General features: G+C 38.9%; 15 protein-coding genes. 5 read left to right on the forward strand and 10 right to left on the reverse strand.

The features are described from left to right. Positions 1-707: 707 nt before the first annotated feature. The 4 genes from CFS04_RS07655 to abc-f form a co-directional block, all read right to left on the reverse strand. A complete protein-coding gene (locus CFS04_RS07655; protein WP_088810056.1) occupies positions 708-1,856 on the reverse strand; it encodes an ArgE/DapE family deacylase in 1,149 nt (382 codons plus the stop codon). A gap of 244 nt (positions 1,857-2,100) precedes the next feature. Next, on the reverse strand, positions 2,101-2,637 hold the full coding sequence (locus CFS04_RS07660) for an O-acetyl-ADP-ribose deacetylase (RefSeq protein ID WP_088810057.1): 537 nt from the start codon (positions 2,635-2,637) through the stop codon (positions 2,101-2,103). Between the two features lie 53 nt (positions 2,638-2,690). Beyond that, a complete protein-coding gene (locus CFS04_RS07665; RefSeq protein ID WP_088810058.1) occupies positions 2,691-3,413 on the reverse strand; it encodes a Crp/Fnr family transcriptional regulator in 723 nt (240 codons plus the stop codon). Between the two features lie 97 nt (positions 3,414-3,510). Continuing rightward, positions 3,511-5,124 (reverse strand): ribosomal protection-like ABC-F family protein, encoded by a 1,614-nt coding sequence (gene abc-f / locus CFS04_RS07670; protein ID WP_088810059.1) that lies wholly within the window; start codon positions 5,122-5,124, stop codon positions 3,511-3,513. Between the two features lie 453 nt (positions 5,125-5,577). Here abc-f and CFS04_RS07675 point away from each other — a divergent pair, with 453 nt between their 5' ends. From CFS04_RS07675 to CFS04_RS07685, 3 genes are read left to right on the forward strand one after another with little or no spacing between them, the layout of a single operon-like run. Then, a complete protein-coding gene (locus tag CFS04_RS07675; RefSeq protein WP_088810060.1) occupies positions 5,578-7,032 on the forward strand; it encodes a glycoside hydrolase family 1 protein in 1,455 nt (484 codons plus the stop codon). A 52-nt stretch (positions 7,033-7,084) separates the two neighbouring features. After that, positions 7,085-7,387, forward strand: coding sequence for a PTS sugar transporter subunit IIB (locus CFS04_RS07680; RefSeq protein ID WP_088810061.1), 303 nt, complete (start codon positions 7,085-7,087; stop codon positions 7,385-7,387). 35 nt (positions 7,388-7,422) lie between these two features. Then, positions 7,423-8,799 (forward strand): PTS sugar transporter subunit IIC, encoded by a 1,377-nt coding sequence (locus tag CFS04_RS07685; RefSeq protein WP_088810062.1) that lies wholly within the window; start codon positions 7,423-7,425, stop codon positions 8,797-8,799. A gap of 52 nt (positions 8,800-8,851) precedes the next feature. Here the strand turns inward: CFS04_RS07685 and CFS04_RS07690 are convergent, their stop codons facing one another. From CFS04_RS07690 to CFS04_RS07705, 4 genes are all read right to left on the reverse strand, one after another. Then, on the reverse strand, positions 8,852-9,580 hold the full coding sequence (locus CFS04_RS07690) for a MurR/RpiR family transcriptional regulator (RefSeq protein WP_088810063.1): 729 nt from the start codon (positions 9,578-9,580) through the stop codon (positions 8,852-8,854). A gap of 83 nt (positions 9,581-9,663) precedes the next feature. Beyond that, positions 9,664-10,320: a DUF1129 family protein gene (locus tag CFS04_RS07695; protein WP_088810064.1), complete on the reverse strand. Its 657-nt coding sequence runs from the start codon at positions 10,318-10,320 to the stop codon at positions 9,664-9,666. 86 nt (positions 10,321-10,406) lie between these two features. Beyond that, positions 10,407-11,540 carry a hypothetical protein gene (locus CFS04_RS07700; protein WP_088810065.1) on the reverse strand — a complete coding sequence of 378 codons (1,134 nt, stop codon included), beginning with the start codon at positions 11,538-11,540 and terminating at the stop codon, positions 10,407-10,409. A 12-nt stretch (positions 11,541-11,552) separates the two neighbouring features. Continuing rightward, positions 11,553-12,440, reverse strand: coding sequence for an ABC transporter ATP-binding protein (locus CFS04_RS07705; RefSeq protein WP_088810066.1), 888 nt, complete (start codon positions 12,438-12,440; stop codon positions 11,553-11,555). Positions 12,441-12,590: 150 nt separating this feature from the next. Here CFS04_RS07705 and gshAB point away from each other — a divergent pair, with 150 nt between their 5' ends. Then, a complete protein-coding gene (gene gshAB / locus CFS04_RS07710) occupies positions 12,591-14,924 on the forward strand; it encodes a bifunctional glutamate--cysteine ligase GshA/glutathione synthetase GshB (protein WP_088810067.1) in 2,334 nt (777 codons plus the stop codon). Positions 14,925-15,192: 268 nt separating this feature from the next. After that, entirely contained in the window at positions 15,193-15,750 is a 558-nt protein-coding gene (locus CFS04_RS07715) for a hypothetical protein (protein WP_088810068.1), read from the forward strand. A 175-nt stretch (positions 15,751-15,925) separates the two neighbouring features. On the opposite strand, the gene ychF is transcribed toward CFS04_RS07715, so the two are convergent. Together ychF and CFS04_RS07725 are read right to left on the reverse strand one after the other, a co-directional pair. Next, on the reverse strand, positions 15,926-17,026 hold the full coding sequence (gene ychF, locus CFS04_RS07720; RefSeq protein WP_088810069.1) for a redox-regulated ATPase YchF: 1,101 nt from the start codon (positions 17,024-17,026) through the stop codon (positions 15,926-15,928). A gap of 148 nt (positions 17,027-17,174) precedes the next feature. Further along, positions 17,175-18,641, reverse strand: coding sequence for a catalase (locus CFS04_RS07725; RefSeq protein WP_088810070.1), 1,467 nt, complete (start codon positions 18,639-18,641; stop codon positions 17,175-17,177). Positions 18,642-18,673 lie beyond the last annotated feature (32 nt).

The following is an 18,673-nucleotide window of genomic DNA, read 5'->3' on the forward strand; positions in this document are numbered from 1 at the left end:
GACCTGCAATTTAGGCATGAAAAAAACACCCAAATAGGGTAATTTGAGTGTTTCTGTACATTATACGCTGTAATTAGGTGCTTCTTTTTGTAATTTGCATATCGTTGTGGGTGGCTTTCGCGAAGATTGACACAACAGTAGCCATGCTAGAACGAATTCCCCAAATTAACTGAAACTGCACATCATAAACAGAGCCTTTAGCCAGAACACGCCCTTCCATATTCACATGAAATTCAAGTTTTCAAAGTCGACATAAAAAAACCAACGTGGAAAAGGGAGGGAACCACGTTGGTTAAAAAGGGAGTTTTGGAATTTTCATTTGGGGGAAATGAAAATCATTTGTTGTTAGCTTATGGTTATATTTTAACTGCACTCTACTAAAATCTACTGTGAAAAAAATGAAAGTTTGTTAAGAAAAACACGTTTCCCGGTAAAGCTGTTATATTTTGTCATCTCTTGGTGGCTAAATCAAGTGGTTTTTCCAAACTTATTATTGCAGACTGATTCTTTCTTGTAAATATACTTTTTCAATCCATAAAAAAACCAGTGTGGAAAAGGGAGGAACCACACTGGTCAAAAAAGGGAGTTTTGGGATTTTCATTTAAAAGGGGAAAATGAAAATGTTTGTTGTTAGCTTATGACTATATATTACCGAGAAATCCCTAAAATCCACTGTGAAAAAAATGAAAATTCACTAAGAAAATGATTTATTTCTTTTCATTCAGGAAGCGAATCGCAATTTGTTTATACACATCAATCATTTCCAAATAATTCGCGATGCTGACATATTCATTCACTTGATGCGGCGTTTCGTTGCCTGGTCCAAAAATAATTGTCGCAAATTCTTTTTTTGATTTTGTGAATTCCGCAGCATCTGTCGTTCCTGAAATCCCAAGAAGCGGCATTTTCTTTCCGATAAGCTCTTGCGCCACATCTTGCGCGACTTGAACGAGTTCGGAGTCGGCTTCACTAAACACGGGTTGCTTATCATAATCCCACTTTAATTCCAATTGAACTTGCTCTTGTCCATTTAACTGTTCTACAATTTCAGCAAATTTTTGCTTCACTTCCTCATTGCTAACTTCTGGAATAGTTCGGATATTCCCTTGCATGTATGCTTGCTCAGGAATGCTATTCACTTGATTACCGCCTTCAATAATGGTGACATTATGGATAAATTTTCCTAAAATTGCATTTTCCTTCTGTATAGAGTGAACATAACTTTCTATTGCACGATAACAAAGCATCAAATTGTCAATTGCGTTAATTCCAAATTCAGGTGTCGAACTATGCGCATTTTTTCCAAAAGAAACAATCTTATAATTCATCGATCCTTTGTGCGCATAGACAATATTATGCCCGCTCGGCTCACCGATAATTAAACCATCTAAATTATCAGCATACCCTTCGTCAGTAAGCTGCTTAGCGCCTAGCTCCCCTACTTCCTCACCAACAGTCGCAAGCAATTTGATTTCTCCGTCTAACGAAATCTTCTCTTCGGCAAGTTCAATCATCGCAATAATAAGCGCCGCCAGCCCAGATTTCATATCCGTTGCCCCGCGACCGTATAGCTGATCATTTCGTTCAGTTCCTTCAAAAGGGGGCGTGTCCCAATCCGCCAAGTTCCCCGCATCAACCACATCCATGTGACCCGAGAAACCTAATACGCGACCATTTGGGTTCCCAATACGACTTATTAAATTCGCTCGCTTTTCAGCAAACATCACTTTTTGAGATTGAATCCCATGGCGACTCAAAACCGCAGCTAAATAGTCTGCCACAGCCTCTTCGTTTCCATTCGTAGAATCAATGCTTACAATGTCTTTCAAGATTTGTATTTTTTCTTGTCGCTCCATGTCCCATCCTTCTTTCACCTAGATTTACTCTTCCTTCTATTCCCTAAATTCATTACTTTTACGCACAAAAAAACCAACGTGGAAAAAGGGAGGAAACCACGTTGGTCAAAAAAGGGAGTTTTGGGATTTTCATTTTGGGGAAATGAAAATGTTTTGTTTGTTGTTAGCTTATGACTATATATTATCCAGATTTCCCTAAATTCTGCTGTGAATAATATGAAAGTTCCCTAAGAATTCCATTTTTTTATTTTAATAAACCTTTTTCTCGTAACTTAATATCATATAATTGATAATTTTCTACATCAAAACATACAAAACAAATTTCCTCTAAGGACGTTTCAGGTTCTGCAGATAGCCATTCGGAAACTGTATCTATTGCAACTTCAGCAGCCAGTTCTTTCGGGAATTGATAAATACCCGTTGAGATATTGGGAAACGCAATACTTTTTAGCTCTTTATATGCCGCGATATCAAGCGATTTCCAGTAGCAAGAAGCTAATAAATTCGGCTCGCGTTTATCTCCACCCTGCCAAATAGGTCCAACTGTATGAATAACGTATTTTGCCGGCAATTGGAATCCTTCGGTAATGACTGCCTCACCCGTTGTACAGCTTCCAATTTTTTGCGCAATCTTCTTACAAGCCGAAAGCAATTCGGGGCCTGCTGCTTGATGTATGGCACCATCTACGCCGCCACCGCCAAGGAGTGTGTTGTTTGCGGCATTTACAATTGCATCGGTCGTCTGTTCTGTAATGTCACCTTGTACTAAACGTATTTTCATAGAAAAGCACCTCCTCCCTCTATTTTAAAGCATAGAAAGAGAAAGTGCATTTTTTAAAGACGATTAATATCTTTTATAATCCATGGCTTCGGTCGAACGTGTAAAATATCATCTTGCACAAGTCGGCCAAGTGTTAGCGCAACAAACTCACGTGTTGCAGTCGAATACTTTGCTAAAATGGGTTGAGTAATCTCTGAAGGCAAAATAATTTGACCTTGTTCATCTTCTCTGCCAAGTTCTAGTCCAATTTGAGCAATACAAGCACGAATTCTTTCTTCTTTAGACAAAGTATTTTTGACTAAATGCTCCATCGCCATCTGCAAAAGTCGCTCCTTCTGATTTAAAAAAAAGCGCGAATCAATTCCAGCACGTGCTAAAATGCGAGTTAAGAAAGAATGATTAATTTCCCAACATGCCCCACTTGTCAAAGACTTGATATTTACTTGAGTTGTTGAGTCGAATTGCATAAGTGCATCTGGGGCAAAAAAAGCACTTTCAGTTAAAAATTTCAATGTTAATTCTTGTTGTTCCATCTCTTCAAAACTAAGGTTTAACATCATTGTTCCGGCAACTAGAAAATATACTTTTCCATCTGGATTTGATTCAGTAAAAATGGTTTGACCCTTTTTAAAAAGAATCATTTTAGCATGCTTATTAAAGTCTTTCTCACGTTTACAAAGGGTTAATATTTCATCTTCCGAAATCTGAGTGGCTTGATTCTCTCTATTATACATCATAAAAAACTCCTCTTTGTCGTTTCTCTCAACTAAAATCATAATCCACTTCTACTAATTTTGTTAAACCTTTTTTTGTAAAATTAATATATAAATTAACAAGTTTCACAAAAAAGTCACAAAAAATATCTTATTTTTGTTAAAATATAACTTTTTCAGAAAACCAGGAAAAATTTCCATCAAAATTGTTTAATATTTTATTATGCAAATAAAGTGTCCGTGAACAAGTTTCGTCAATAAAATATCGATCATGTGATATCACAATTAATGTTCCTTTAAATTGACGAATTGCTTCCTCAAGCACTTCACGCGATGCAATATCCAAATGATTCGTTGGCTCATCTAAAATAAGCGTGTTGACTGGCTGATTGATGAACTTGGCTAATCTAAGTCGCATACGCTCTCCCCCGCTTAGTTGCTCTACTTTTTGAAAGACCATTTCCTGATAGAACATAAAACTCGCCAACATGTTTCGTGCTTCTCCTTCTGGCACGTGAACCTCCTTACGAAATGCTTCAAGCACGGTTTCCTTGCCCGACATTTCGTCCATTTGTTGCGATAAATAAGCGATTTTCACATTACTCCCAACCTTCACACGCCCTTTGCTCGGTGCCTCCTCTCCTAAAATCATCCGCAGAAGCGTTGACTTACCGGCACCGTTATCGCCAATAATCGCAACACGCTCCCCCTCACGAATATGCAAATTAACATCTTCAAACAAAACCCGGTCATGAAATGATTTTGTCACTTCATCAAACAAGACAACATCTTCCCCGCTTCGTTTCGCCTCTTCAAACTGCAACTGCATTTCCTTTTGACTTAAAGCAGGACGTTTTACTTTTTCCATTCGCTCAAGCGCTCGTTCCATACTCTTGGCTCGCCTAAAGAAGTTATCATTTGGCGGGTTGGCTTGTATTGCCCATTCTCTAAGTTGCTTAATTGCTTGCTTCATCTTTTTAATTTTTTTCTGTTGGTCTTTATATGCTTGAAATTCTCTTAAAATCCGTTCTTCACGCTCTTTTAAATAGCCAGAAAAATTAGTATGGTACGTGATGAGTTCCTGATTTTCCAATTCAATCATTTTTGAAACAATTTCATCCAAGAAATATCGATCATGTGACACAACTAAGATGGCACCTTTATAGCGCTGTAAAAATTGCGTCAACCATGTCACTGCTTTTAAATCCAAATGATTTGTCGGTTCATCAAGTAAAATCAAATCGTTTTTTTGCAATAAAAGTGCTCCTAAAGCTGTTTTCGTCTTCTCACCACCACTTAAATCTTTAAATTTTTCCGCTTGTAAAGAACTGATACCCAGGCCATTCATTACTTTCGCAATTTCCGAATCCATTTCATAACCGCCTTGTTCCGCAAATGATGCAAGTAAATCGCCATATCGATCCATAATTTTAGTCGAGGCATCCATCTCCATTTGTTTTTCCAAGTTCTCCATTTGCGAAGCAATTTCAAGCAGATTAGAAAAACTGCTTTTTAAAACATCATAGACTGTCACATCAGCTGTTTTTTCTTGGAATTGATTCAACATACCGATTCGCAGACCTTTTTTTCGAGTCACATTTCCACTATTAATACTTTCCAATTCTGCAATAATTTTTAATATCGTACTTTTACCTTCACCATTTCGTCCAATGAGACCAACTCGTTCACCTTCCATGATTTGCATGGAAATATTGTTTAAAATGTTATCACCCGCAAAGCTTTTACTTACTTGATTTAAATCTATAATTTTCATCTTTCTTCCTCCTTCATACGCTGAAAAGAGGCATGAATGTTTCACGTGAAACATTTTTTGTACGCAAAAAAAAGCACCAGACAAGCGCCTGGTGCCTTCCCATTTATTCAAAATGAGATCCATGCTTCTCTTCAAATTCCATCTATGCATTTACTGAAAACTGGGCATACTTGTCCCCTGTAAATGCGAAAATGGAAAAAAGCGCACGAACAATATATAAGAATTCAACTAAACTTGCTTGTGCCTTTAAAAGAAACATCGATCTCACCTCACTTTTGATTTATTTCTTACAGAATAACTTGATTTTGGCATTTTGTCAATGAAACATGTTGTTTCAGTTTTGAAACTTTTACCAATCACATGAAACAATGACCAGAAAGGCATGAAACTATTTACGTTTAGAAATAAATCGCTTACATTGAGAATAACAAGTTTAATGACGGAGGTGTCAAAATGGAACATAAAAATCTAAAGCCCTTTCCAGAAGATTTCTTATGGGGTTCTGCATCTGCAGCCTATCAAGTTGAAGGAGCTTGGAATACAGACGGAAAAGGCCCATCAGTATGGGATAATTTTGTAAGAATACCCGGAAAAACATATAAAGGAACAAATGGAGATGTCGCTGTTGACCACTACCATCGCTACAAAGAAGACGTTAAATTGATGGCTGAACAAGGATTGCGCGCCTATCGTTTCTCCGTTTCTTGGAGCCGTGTAATTCCGCATGGCAACGGGGCGGTTAATGAAGCTGGCTTGCAATTTTATGAAAATCTCATTGATGAACTGATTTCTTGTGGGATAGAACCAATTGTAACGCTCTATCATTGGGATATCCCACAAGGTATTCAAGACGAATACGGCGGCTTTGAATCTCGGCGTATTATTCAAGACTTTACGGATTACGCGGAGGTGCTATTTAAACGCTTCGGCGACCGTGTGAAACACTGGGTGACCCTAAACGAGCAAAATGTATTCATCACGCACGGGTATCAATTGGAGTATCACCCTCCTGGGATTTCGGACTTAAAACGCATGTATGAAGCAAATCATATCGCCAATTTAGCGAATGCTTCCGCGATTAATAAATATCGCGAACTTGGCCTGGATGGGAAAATTGGACCTAGTTTTGCTTATGGACCAAGCTACTCGATTGATGCAAATCCAAAAAACGTTTTAGCTGCCCTTGATAATGAAGAACTAAGTGCCTATTTTTGGATGGATGTTTATACGTTTGGCGAATATCCTATTGCCGCTTGGAACTGGCTGGTAGAAAATGATCTTGCACCTACGATACAGCCAGGGGATATGGAGCTCTTAAAACGTGGTCGCCCAGACTTTATGGGTGTCAACTACTACCGCACTATGACCAATGCTTTCAACCCAAGAGATGGTGTTGGGGCTGGGAAAATGAACACGACGGGCAAGAAAGGCACTACGGAGGAAAGCGGGATCCCGGGAGTTTCGAAGCACGTGAACAATCCACATTTAGAGAAAACGAATTGGGACTGGGACATTGATCCGACCGGGCTTCGAATTGGGCTTAGACGTATCACGAGTCGTTATCGCTTGCCGATTATGATTACCGAAAATGGGCTTGGTGAATACGATTCGCTAACAGAAAACAAGGAGATTCATGATGAATACCGTATTGATTACATTCGTAACCATCTATATGCAATTCAAGAAGCAATCACAGATGGCGTCGAAATGATTGGTTATTGTACGTGGAGCTTCACAGATTTACTTAGCTGGTTAAACGGCTACCAGAAACGCTATGGTTTTGTTTATGTAGACCGCGATGAAACCGATGAAAAAGAGCTTGCACGTTATAAAAAAGATAGTTATTTTTGGTATAAAGATACGATTGAAGAAAATGGGCGCAATATTGAACGAGAAATGAAAAAATGAGTGCTACTCCTCCGCCCTTTTCGCAGGGCGGAGAAAAAACAGGAGGTTTACTATGAAACAAATTTTACTTGTTTGTGCAGCAGGAATGTCCACCAGTTTGCTAGTTGAAAAAATGAAAGCGCACGCAAAAGAGATTGGGGAGGATGTTGCGATTGAAGCGCTCTCGATTTCTGAAGCAAGCAATAAAATAAATGATGTCGATATCGTCATGCTTGGCCCACAAGTTCGCTATCAGGAGAAGCAGATTAAGGAAATGGCTGCTGGCCGAATACCTGTAACCGTTATTGATATGATTGATTATGGTAAAATGAACGGTGCTGCAGTCTTAACGAAGGCGCTTGCTGCAATTCACTAAAAATTAAATGATTTTTAAAATGGGAGGTTTTTTAAATGAGTATGATGACCAAATTTGAGCATGGTATGGAGCGCTTTTTAGTTCCCGTGGCAAACAAGCTAAATTCACAACGCCACATTGCAGCCATTCGTGATGCATTCATTTTAGTTTTCCCTTTAATTATGGCTGGTTCAATCATTATTTTACTTAACTTTGCAGTCCTATCTCCAGACGGATTTATCGCTAAAATTTTATTTCTTGGTAAGATTTTTCCCAATTTAGCGGAAGCACAAGCCATCTTTGCTCCTATTTTACAGGGCTCCACCAACATAATGGCCATTTTGATTGTTTTTTTAGTGGCACGAAACTTGGCAATCTTTTTTAAACAAGATGAGCTCTTATGTGGTCTTACAGCTATTGGGGCATTCTTCATAATCTATACGCCGTACACGATGGTTGAGGAACAAGCTTACTTAACTATCAAATTCTTAGGTGCCCAAGGGCTTTTCGTCGCTCTAATTGTTGGTCTTATTACTGGGGAAGTTTTCAGTCGGTTAGCACGTAACGAGCGGTTAGCAATTAAAATGCCGCCCCAAGTGCCGCCAGCGGTTTCACGCTCGTTTAGAGTGCTTGTACCGGTTATTATTGTCATGATTCTCTTCTCTGTTTTAAATTACCTTATTTCGCTGATTGCTCCAGCGGGACTTCACGATTTGGTGTATAAAGTCATTCAATCACCACTTAAAGATATGGGGACAAATGTTTACTCCGTCTTAATTCTTGGCTTTATTTCGAACTTGCTTTGGATTCTTGGTATTCATGGTCCAAATACAGTTGCTGCGATTCGTGATACCATTTTCACTGAACCAAACTTAGCAAACTTATCTTACGTTTCGGAACATGGATCGGCTTGGGGCGCACCATACCCGGCAACTTGGGCTGGCTTAAATGATGCTTTTTCTAACTACGGCGGCTCTGGAATGACGCTTGGTCTTTTAATCGCCATCTTCATTGCCTCTCGCCGCGCTGATCATCGTGATATTGCCAAGCTTTCTATTGCGCCCGGGCTTTTCAATATTAACGAGCCTGTCATTTTCGGGCTACCAATTGTATTAAACCCGATTATGTTTATTCCTTTTATCGTCGTACCGGCAGTCACTACACTAGTTGGGTATTTCTTTGTAGCAACGAAAATCATTCCACCGATTGCTTATCAAGTGCCTTGGACAACTCCAGGCCCGCTGATTCCTTTCCTCGGAACAGGTGGAAACTGGCTAGCTCTACTGGTTGGGCTACTCTGCCTGGCCATCGCAACTGTCATTTATTTACCATTTGTTATTATTTCGAATAAAGTAGCCGCGTCTGATGCTGCAATGGACGCTAAAGCAACCGAATCGGCTGAGAAAACAAAGCCCGAAGTTGTAAATGAATAATTAAATCGCGCACACCAAAAAAGAAAGTTCTCAAGAAGGAGAACTTTCTTTTTTAGGCATGTTCTTGATTATATGTACGTTTTGCCATCGATTCTAGCAAAAACAACACAGGAATTTGAGTCGTAATATTTGTCCGGTCAACCATTTCTGGCGTCACAAAGTACGGAATATTTACATCTGAAAGCCCTGCAAGCGTGTTCTTTGTTGTGTTCGTAATGCTAATAATTTTACTGCCATACTCGCGCATGTTCTGCGCCTGCAAAATGACTTGATCTGTTTCACCAGATACCGATAAAATAATCATAACAGCATTCTCAAACTGCTCTCCAGGATTGGGGTAAAAGGGGTCTTTAATATAAAAGGTTCTTTTTTTCAAGTTGGAGAAATAACGGGAGCCATATTCTGCTAGAATCCCTGATGTCCCTATCCCGAAAAACACAACCAGGCTTGCTTGCTGAATCATGCTAACTGCAGCATCCAATTGCTTGTCATAGTCACGATTTAACGTCCGCTCAAAAAACTCTTCCAAAACCTCAACTGTATCCGCTGTTTTCCTCTTACTATTTGATTTAGCTTCTTGTTTTAATTGAACTTTAAATTCTGAAAAGCCGTCAAATCCAAGTTTTCGTGTAAAACGAACAATTGAAGCTGGCGAAACATGTGTCGCTTCTGAAAGTTCTCTCACTCGCATAAACATAACTTTATCCCGATTTTCCATAATAAAACGGTATAAATGTTGTTCTGTTTCCGTAAATTGCTTAATAATTTCATAGGAAAACATCATATTCCCCCCGATTTGTTATGATTATTTCCCGGGAAATAATCATAGAAAGCAGGTTGATTTCAACCTGCTTCCTTCTTATTTTATAATGATGGAATGTTTTTCTTTCTTTTAATGTACCATCTAAGTGCTAGAATGGCAGCTCCGGCAATGACCATGACCGTTGGATCTAACGCAACGTTAATTGCTGGTGGAACTGTAATTTGAACAATCGTCATAATGAACATCCACAGTGCGATAACTAGGACGGCCATTAATATGTAGCGAAGTGTTCCACCTTTTCTTCCTGCACGCATTTCTGTTGCATAACGGCGTAAAATAATCATGGCGAAACCACCTATAATACCCGTTATAAGGAGAACAGCTAATCCTAAAGTTTGTCCTTGGAAATAAGCACTCAATCCTGAAATAAGCATCATTGCGCCCAGAACGAGTAAGCCTCCGTCTAAACCAAGCCACCATTTGCTTGTATTTGGTGCCGCTTCAGCACGTGCTGCTTTAACCGTTAAAGAAGTGACATATTCTGTCGGTGTTAAGTCAAACAATTTGCGGGCCGTTATGCCTTGTTTTTGTTCCGCCAAGATTTTTTCTGTCATTTCAATAAGAATACTTTCTTGCTGTACTTCTGGGTAACCCGTCTGACGTAAATGTTTTTCAACTTCTTGTACATATTGCAAGTTCTTTTTTGTGAGCTTTTCTTTTTGCTCGGCTAAAGAAATGTTTGTCGTTTCAGTAGTCACTAAATTAATTCCTCCTAATTTTCAAGCTGAATTCTTTTCCTACAAACTCTATTATACCTAAACTTTTTCTAAAACGCGATATTATTTCAACTTGATTTTGCCATTTGGAAATACGCATTATAGCGCCGAACAATCCATATTGCTGCGAAAAAGGCAATGAAAAGGACGACTATCGCAATACTGAGATAAAGGGACAAGGAAATACCACTTTCTACATTGCCATCCGTAGCATTGGCAACAAATAAACCTGAACTGAGCGCGAAAAAGAAATACACAATCCATTTCACCCAGCCAAACGCGAACAATTGGCCATTGCGTTCCAATTTTTGGTTATTAAATAGCCAAATGGCGAAAATAACACATGCAATCATTAGTGCAAAGAAAAACCAAAGCGGGCCGACTGATTTTAACTGCATATCAAACGGCGAGAAGACTTTCAAATAGTCCTCACGTAAAATGAGCGATGACATATCTAATTCACCCTTATTGCGATTTAAAATCATATACATTTTGTCTAGGCTGGCGATAAGCAACACTGGGAAGAGAAGCGCACCAACACCTATTAAAACGCTCGCAACTGGCGAAGCAATACATAAGCCGATAATGACGGCTACTAAGAAAATTAAAATAAAACTTAGGTAGGCTCCTAAAATGTCGTGAAGCAATTTCGTTTTTTCCCAGTCAAGATATTCGGCTGGTATTTTAGCCTGAAAGTAAAGCATTCCCGCCCCTAAAGAACTGAGGAGACCGACTGTGATTGCGCTGATGCCTAGCAACATTTTGACCGATATAACGTGGCGTCTTTTGTATGGCAACATGGCGGTAAAGCGATTTTTGCGTGTGAACCGCTCAAAGGCAACGATAAATAATCCAAGAGCAAAGACAGCAATCTTAATGATGTCAAAGAAAATCGATCCTGTAAATGATATGTAATAAGGACTTATATCCTCATATTTTGGGTTTACCAACTCTGGAAATAGTGGATTCAAATAAACAATCGTTAAATTCGTTTTAATCTCTTCTTTGGAAAGCTGCAAATCGGGGTCACTTTCCTGTTCTTTTTGGAAACTTTCAGAATGATAATAGTCGCGCGTATCTGCCCACGTATTCGCATCCGTCATCAGCCCGCCAAAAATCCCGATAAAAAACATGATAACAAGAAGAACTAAAATCCATCTAGCGCTTTGCCACTCCTTGTACCACAATCCTTTTGAAAACATATTTTTTCCTCCTTATAACTCTAAGTACGAAATCTTTTCTTCTGCTAAATAAAAGGTGAAAATGTCCTCCATCGTCATGGTCATTTCCTCCAAGAGAAGGACTTGTTCTCGTTTTAAGCGCTCTAAAAATTCCTCTTTATCTTGTGATACGTAAATCGTAAAGATTCGTCCATTCCGGTAAAGCAGTTTCGCTTCCTGCTTAACAAAATCCGGCACACCTTTTGTTTTAAAAGCGACTTGAATTTTCATTGTCTGCTGCCTAAATTCTTCCAAATACAAATCCAGTTCAAGCGATGCGCCTTTTAGAAGTAAAACACGGTCAGCAATTTCGTCAAGCTCGTCTAGGCGATGCGAGGCGACTATAACGCTTGTATGTTTCTCCTTCGCCTGCTCTAAAATAAAATTCAAAATGTCACGTTTAATCATGACGTCAAGCCCTTCCATCGGCTCATCTAAAAGTAAATATTTCACATTTAAGGAAAAAGCTAAAATCATAAAGAATAACGCTTTCCTACCTTTTGAAAAAGAAATGATTTTGGTGTCCATCTTCATGTCAAAACGTTCCATTAGCTCTTGAAAATAAAATTCATCGAAATCCGTATAAATTGAGCGGTATAGTTTTACAATCGTCTTGACATTATGAGAGTTAAAATAATTCATACTATCTTCTAAAAAGAAGATTTCTCGCTTTAAAGCTGGCTTATTTAAAATATTCTCGCCATCAATTGTGACTTTTCCTTCATCTGGCAAAAAAATCCCAATTATCGTGCTAAATAAAGTTGTTTTTCCGACACCATTTCGTCCGATAAGCGCTGTAATTTCACCCGGCTTTAACTCAAAAGAAATATTTTGTAACACAATGTTGTTATCAATAACTTTTTTGATGTTTTCTACGCGCATAATATCCCATTCCTTCCAAAAATATACTTACCCATTTATTATACATGAAAGCAGTGTAACTATTAAAGTATTTCACAAACCAATTGTTATACTATTCACTCGCTTTGTTGTAATATTGAGTATGAAAATAAACGCGCCTGAGGTGAAAACATGATTAACTTAGATTCACAGTACATTTCTTTTATTAAAAAAAACCCTCGTTTAGCTAAACAACTTTTTTCGGGACATTTCGGATTGGAAAAGGAAAACTTACGCGTGACGCCTAGTGGGCATCTAGCGCTAACCAAGCATCCCTCTATTTTTGGACCAAAAGAAGAAAATCCATATATTAAAACCGATTTTTCGGAAAGCCAAGTTGAAATGATTACGCCTGTCTGCGATTCTGTGGAGGATGTTTATAATGCGATTACAAATTTGCATAATATTGTTTCGCTGGCGCTTCCTGAAAATGAGCAGCTTTGGCCAAACAGCAACCCTGCCCTTATTCCGGCCGAGGAGGACATTCCGATTGCCGAATACCAGACAAAGGATCATCCAAATCGCCTTTACCGCGAACATTTAGCGGTGGAGTACGGCAAGAAAATCCAGCTTTTATCTGGCATTCATTACAATTTCTCTTTTTCTGATGATTTTTTGAAAGAGCTTTTTCAAGCGTTTCGCAAGGAAAATGAGACGTTTCAGGCTTTTAAAAATCAGATTTACTTAAAAGTGGCCAAATATTTTATGAAAAATCGCTGGTTATTGATTTACTTAACGGGCGGCGGCCCTGCCTATATGGACGGCTTTACGACCGTTCCTGATGCTGTGAAAACTGCGGATAATGCGCGTATTATAAAAGACGGCATTTCCTTACGAAACAGCTCTGCGGGCTATAAAAACAAAGATTCCTTGCATATTGATTATGATTCTTTTGATGGCTACATTTCCTCAATTGCTAGCCACATTGAAAATGGTCGAATTAATAGCATGCGTGAATTTTACAATCCTATTCGGTTAAAAAATAGCCATACCGACCAAACGCTTGAAAGCCTAGCTGAACAAGGCGTTGAATATATTGAAATTCGCGCAATCGATTTAAATCCACTTGAGAAAAATGGGATTTCCAAGGAAACTTTGCATTTTATTCATCTGTTCTTAATTACTGGTTTGCTTTCTGAAAATAATCGACTTTGCCCTGATAATCAGCAGATATCTGATGATAATGAGGAGAAAATTGCACTTTTCGGCCTTGCACAACCACCTATTATGGGTTGTGACCATGTCGAAACTCCATTTTTAGAGGCTGGTTTGCTAGAATTAAACAAAATGTCGACGTTCCTTTCAGAGCTTGTCCCAGACGATAAGGAGCTGCAAGACGTCATTTCACTTCAAAAAGAACGTCTGGCTAACCCTGCAGAAACGATTGCCGCCCAAATTGCGACAAAAATTAAAGAGCTCGGCTATTTAAACTTTCATTTAAATGTCGCTAAGGAATCACTAGAAGAAGCAGATGCCGAAGCATACCGTTTTATCGGCGCGGAAGACATGGAACTTTCTACGCAAATTTTATGGAAATCTGCCTGGAAGAAAGGTTTAAAAGTCGACGTTTTAGACCGGTCGGAAAACTTTTTACGTCTGTCACTTGGTGATAAAAGCGAAATTGTGAAGCAAGCAACCAAGACGTCTAAGGATAATTATGTGACGGTACTTGTAATGGAAAATAAAGTGGTGACAAAACGCATTTTGGCTGAAAATGACATTCGCGTTCCGTTTGGGGAAAATCATACTGAGCTAGAAGATGCTCTTTTGAGCTATTCAAATTTCGCAGGAAAACAAATTGTGATTAAGCCTAAATCAACGAACTACGGTGTAGGCATCAGCATTTTTAAAAACTTTTTCACAAAAGAAGCTTTTGAAGAAGCTATCAAAATTGCGTTTAGCCATGACTCTGCGATTATGATTGAAGAATTCATTCCTGGCGATGAATATCGTTTTCTTGTAATGGGTGATGAAGTGGTGGCGGTGCTAAAACGAATTCCGGCTAACGTTGTTGGTGACGGAATTCACTCGATTCGCGAACTTGTGGAGGAGAAAAATTCGGATCCACTACGCGGGACAGATCATTTAAAGCCGCTCGAAAAAATCCAACAAGGGCCTGAAGAAACCTTGATGCTTTCGCAGCAGCAGTTGATGTGGGAGGATATACCGAATTTAAATCAAACGGTTTATCTCCGGGAAAACTCAAATATTAGCACTGGCGGTGATAGTATTAACGTCACTGATGAAATGGATTCTTACTATAAAGATTTAGCTGTTCGTGCGGCAAAAGTTGCCCATGCAAAGATTTGTGGTGTCGATATTATTGTGCCACCTAATCCAACTGACTATTTAAATGCAGCGATTATTGAGCTAAATTTCAATCCTGCTACTCATATGCATGCGTTTCCTTACAAAGGTGAACGTGTTGCGACAGGTGATAAAATTATCGATTATCTTTTTAAATAACCTTTTGGAGATAATTAGATTTTAAAAATAAAAAGCATGAAACCGGTAATCACGCCATTTTGAAATTGGCCCTACTGGTTGCATGCTTTTTATTTTGACCAGACTTTTTCATTTCACTTAAAACTCTAAAAGATGGAATACAGACTGGGACTAGGGCTTCCCCCTCTTTTTAATACCGTTTTTATTTTTGTATATAATTTTATTGATTTTCATTTTTTCGTATGATAATATATAAAAGAAAACAACACAAAAAAAGAGGAGGATTTACATGAACACTATTAAAAAAACTTTTTTCCCAGCACTTCTATTTTTAGCAATGGTTGCAGCAATTGTATGGGTAGTACCTTCACAAGATGCTGAGGCAGCAGTTCCAGAAAATAATTTAACTTATCTTCTTACTTGGCAAGCCCCAACTGGCGAGATTGATTACTACACAATTTATAGAGATGGGCTGAAAATCGGAACCACTTCTGGAACTGGCTTCTATGATATGGGTCTTGCACATGGAACTACATATAAATATAGAATCGACGCTACTTATAAAAATGGACATGTCCAAATATATTGTAGTTACCCTAGAACCTACACAACAGCTGGAACAAATGATTTAACGTGTAAAATAACTTGGAGAGCTTCTTCTTCCGATGTTGAATATTATGTTGTCTATCGTGATGATATAGTAATTTTCACAACTGATGGCTTATCTTTTGTTGACCGAAACCTTACACCAGGAGAAACATATCGCTATAACTTACAAGCTGTCGATAGAGCTGGAAATAGGTCTGTAAAAACTGCTCCACTTTACTACACAGCTCCAAGTAATTAAAGCAGAGCCTATTCCTCTAAAAGTTTAGATTAAAAACTCTAACTTTTAGAGGTCTTTTTATTGTTTTAAATTTAAATTACATATGGTTTAAGATTGTCTATAAAGAAAAACCCGACCGGCTAAATCCAGTCGAGTTTTAACTAAAATAGTAAGCTTTTGTTTCACGTGAAACACTTTATACGTTAAATCGGAAGTGGACAACGTCCCCATCTTGCATGGGGTATTCTTTTCCCTCCAGACGAACTTTCCCAGCCTCTTTAGCACCTTGCTCTGAGCCGTATTCAACGAGTGCATCATATGCAACCACTTCGGCACGAATAAAGCCGCGCTCAAAATCTGTATGGATAATTCCCGCACATTGCGGCGCTTTCATACCCTTACGGAAAGTCCATGCACGTACTTCTTGCACGCCAGCAGTGAAATACGTTGCTAATCCCAGTAATGAATATGCAGAACGAATTAATTTATCCAAGCCAGATTCTTCAATGCCAAGCGCTTCTAAAAATTCACGCTTATCTTCGTCTTCAAGTTCCGCAATTTCTTCCTCCGCGCGCGCGCATACTGCAATAACTTCTGAGCCTTCGCTAGCCGCGAATTCCTGCACTTTTTGCACATAAGGATTGCTAGACGGGTCAGCCACGTCTTCTTCACTCACATTCGCAACATAAAGAACAGGCTTTTTAGTTAAAAGGAAAAGGTTCTTGACAATTTTGTCTTCCTCTTCATTAAATTCCACTGCACGTGCTGGTTTATCGTTCTCAAAAGCGTCTTTTAGCTTAGAAAGCACGTTAAATTCAGCGACAGCGTCCTTGTCTTTCTGCTTTGCAAGTTTCTCCACACGACCAATTCGCTTATCAACCGTTTCAAGGTCTGCTAAAATCAGCTCTAAATTGATTGTTGAAATATCGTCTAGCGGATCAACTCGGCCTTCAACGTGTGTAATATTTTCATCTTCAAAACAACGTGTCACATGACAAATTGCGTCCACTTGGCGAATGTGAGATAAAAATTTATTACCAAGCCCCTCACCTTTACTTGCTCCTTTTACAATCCCAGCAATATCGGTGAATTCAAACGTAGTTGGTACCGTCTTTTTAGGTTCTACAAGTTCAGTTAATTTATTTAAACGTTCATCAGGAACTTCTACAATTCCTACATTTGGATCAATTGTTGCGAAAGGATAATTGGCTGCTTCCGCCCCAGCTTTCGTAATTGCATTGAAAAGTGTAGATTTCCCTACATTGGGAAGCCCCACAATACCAGCTGTTAATGCCATGTTTAAATTGCTCCTTTGTTAGTTATTAACATACAAAACGAGTTAGTCTCGTTTATTTTCACTAAGTAACATTATAAAGGTTTTTCCCCTAAAATACCACCCTCCCATAAAAAAACAAGCCAGTTAAAACCGGCTCGTCAGTTTACTTTCATTTTAAATCTGTAATATGTTTTTCTAAATCAATACCTGTTCCGGCTGCAACTCGAGCTGCAAACTCTGGTTCAGCTTGATAGAAGTTGCGCAAGTTGCGCACTTTAATATCTTCACGGACAGTTTCCCAGTCATCAACAATATTTTTAACAAGCGCGTCACGCTCCGCTTCCGTATAACGATGCCACACTTCTTTCGCATGTCCAAAATTATTTTTCTTCTCCGCTTCAAGGCGGCCAGCAACATGACCTCGTATTTCTTGCTCTGGCTCAATATAAGTTGGATTTTCTTTTGGCTCCGTCTCATAACTATTTGGTTCAAAATTAATACCACTCGTCTGTTGTTTAAATGGCATTGCCCCATCACGTTGATTATTTTGCACAGGTGTTTTCGGGCTATTTATCGGCAATTGCAAATAATTTGGTCCCACACGGTGCCGCTGCGTATCTGAATACGAAAATAAACGACCTTGCAATAAGCGATCCTCCGACGGTAGCATACCTCTTACAAGCACTCCCGGATTAAATCCAACCGATTCCGTTTCCGCGAAAATATTTTCAGGGTTACGATTTAATTGGAGCGTTCCGACTAATTCATATGGGAAAACATCTTCAAACCAGTCTTTCGTAGCATCTAGTGGATTGAAATCAAATTTATCAAGGTCAGCTGGATCTAATACTTGCACATATAAATCCCACTCCGGATAATTACCTGCTTCAATGGCTTCATATAGGTCACGTGACGCATGGTTGAATTCTTTCGCCTGAATTTGAGAGGCTTGTTCGGTTGATAGATTGACAATCCCCGCTTTTGGTTGCCAACGCAATTTTACGTATACCGTTTTTCCTTCTTCGTTTATCCATTTAAACGCGTGTACACTTGAACCCCTAATTTCCCTATAAGAAGCAGGTGTTCCTTCGTCACTGAATAAGTATGTAATCATCGTAATCGCTTCTGGCGTCAAACTGATGAAGTCCCAATAACGGTTTGGGTCTTGAATATTTGTTCGCGGATCTGGCTTAAGCGAGTGGATTACATCTGGAAATTTAATAGCATCACGAATAAAGAAAACTGGTAAATTATTACCTACAAAATCATAGTTCCCTTCTTCTGTATAAAACTTAACTGAAAATCCGCGCGGGTCTCGAAGCGTTTCAGGAGAATGCAATCCGTGAATAACTGTTGAAAAACGAGCAAACACTTCGGTCTCCTGTCCTTCTTCTTGAAGAAAGTGCGCCATAGTATATTTTTTCATACTATTCTTAACAACAAATTTCCCGTGTGCGCCTGCTCCTCTCGCATGCACAACACGCTCTGGAACACGTTCTCTATCAAAATGGGCTAGTTTTTCAATTAATACATAATCCTCTAGCAAAGTAGGTCCTTTGAGTCCCGCAGTCATCGAGTTTTGATTATCACCAATCGGAACACCTTGATTTGTTGTCAAATCTTTTTTATCATTCATGTTAACCCCTCCATCTGTTTAAAATAATTATT

The sequence above is a fragment of the Listeria sp. ILCC796 genome (genome assembly GCF_900186175.1).
Taxonomy (GTDB): Bacteria; Bacillota; Bacilli; order Lactobacillales; family Listeriaceae; genus Listeria; species Listeria goaensis.